This is a genomic window from Streptomyces sp. NPDC056160, assembly GCF_042268205.1.
GTDB lineage: Bacteria > Actinomycetota > Actinomycetes > Streptomycetales > Streptomycetaceae > Streptomyces.
This window is the reverse complement of the sequence record NZ_JBHJUW010000340.1, coordinates 1-1609: the sequence shown is the minus strand read 5'-3', so window position 1 is coordinate 1609 and position 1609 is coordinate 1. Positions and strand designations below refer to the sequence as shown.

At 72.5% G+C, this 1609-nt stretch carries 1 protein-coding gene; it reads right to left on the bottom strand.

Annotation, left to right across the window (positions count from 1 at the left end; all coding sequences use genetic code 11):
* On the bottom strand, positions 1–1550 hold a 1550-nt coding region (locus ACFC02_RS42575; RefSeq protein ID WP_376368410.1), incomplete at its 3' end, for an FtsK/SpoIIIE domain-containing protein.
* Positions 1551–1609 lie beyond the last annotated feature (59 nt).

Genomic DNA, 1609 nt, shown 5'->3' with positions numbered 1-1609 from the left:
CCCTTGGCGAGCCCGGAGGACTCCACCACGTGCTTCTGCCGGACCGAACCGCCCGCTGTGCGAACGGCGGTGAGGACCGCCGTGTCGGCACCATTCAGCGAAGCCGCGGCCGACTCCTCGCGGGGGCCGGGCACGTCCGTGTCCTTCACCAGGGCGAGGGTCGGGCGACCGGTCGCGACCGGGGCCGCGTGCGCGGGGGCGGCCACCCCGCGCCGCCATGGCGTCCGTTCCGGGAGTCCGGTCACCAGCTCGTCGGCCGACGCGTCCCACACCGCCACGGGCGACTGGTCCATCTCCCGGCCGGTGCCCCGGACGTAGGCCAGCCCCGGGCCGGGGAGCATGTGGTTCTGCCAGCCCTTGCCCATGACCTGCTGGGTCTCCGTCTGCCCGGCCGTCTGGAGCGTGACCCGCACCGACATGTTGCCGATGATCTGGCTGGGGATGCCGTCGCCCACGGTCGGCTTCTGCGTGCACCACAGGAGATCCACCAGCCGTGACCGGCCCTGACGGGCGATCTGCTCCGCCCCCGGGATGATCGGGGTGGCCTTGGAGTCCATGCTCATCAGGTCCGCCCCCTCGTCCACCAGGACCACCAGCCGGGGCCGTTCCGGCGTGGCCACCCAGGTGGCGATCTTCCGGGCCCGCATCTCGTCCCGGCGGGCCAGCATCTCCGCCACCAGCTCCGCGACGACCTCCGCGATGTCCTCGGGGTCGATGGCCTCCCGGGCGCAGTGCGCCCACAACCCGGATTCCTCCCCCTTGGCGTCGATGTAGACCACGGCCGTCAGCGGGTCGAGGGCGTAGGGCGCGAGGATCGCCCGCAACAGCACGCTCTTTCCCGCACCCGACGTACCGGCGATCAGCTTCCGCCCGTGGGGGAGCGTGACCACCTCACCCGTGGCTGTGTCCAGACCGATGCCCGCACGCTCCGGGGTCCACAGCAGCGACGCCCCGTCGATCGCTGACCGCGTGCCGAGCAGGAGCACCGCCCAACCCCCGCTGTCGCCCTCCGCAATGCGGAGCTGAAGATCGGTCCGGCACCCAAGCAGGGCCCGGATCTGCCGCTCCATCGCCGCCAACTTCGGCACGTCCCACGTGCCGTCGAGCCGCACAGCGCACGTGATGCCCGCCTGCCCGAGCTGGGGCGTGCCTGTCACCGTGCCGCCCAGTCCGCGATCCGATGCGTGCTCGACCCAGTACGACGGGTCCAGCCGCTCCAGCAGGCGCCGTTCATCGTCCGTCGCACCATCGTCCACGGTCACCGTGACCGACCGGCGGCCCAGCCACAGCGAGCCGACGTGCGCGGCCACCAGGCCGACCGACACCGCCCCGGGCCACATCGCCCAGTCCGCCGCCGGGTACTGCGTGCGCGCTGCCTTCAGGTCAGTCCGGGCCGTGCTCCGGCCCTTCCGCGCGGCCTTGTCCGCAGTCCGAGCCGCCCGCCGCTGAACAGCCAACGGGTTCTTGGTGTCCTTGCGCGCGGCCGTCCGTGCCGTCTTGGCGCGGGCCGCCAGAGACCGGGCCGACGTGTAGTTCTTCTGAGCGTCCATTAGCGCCTTGAGGTGTTCCGGCGTCCGCAGCTTCCGACGCCGATCCGCCTCTCCGTCCC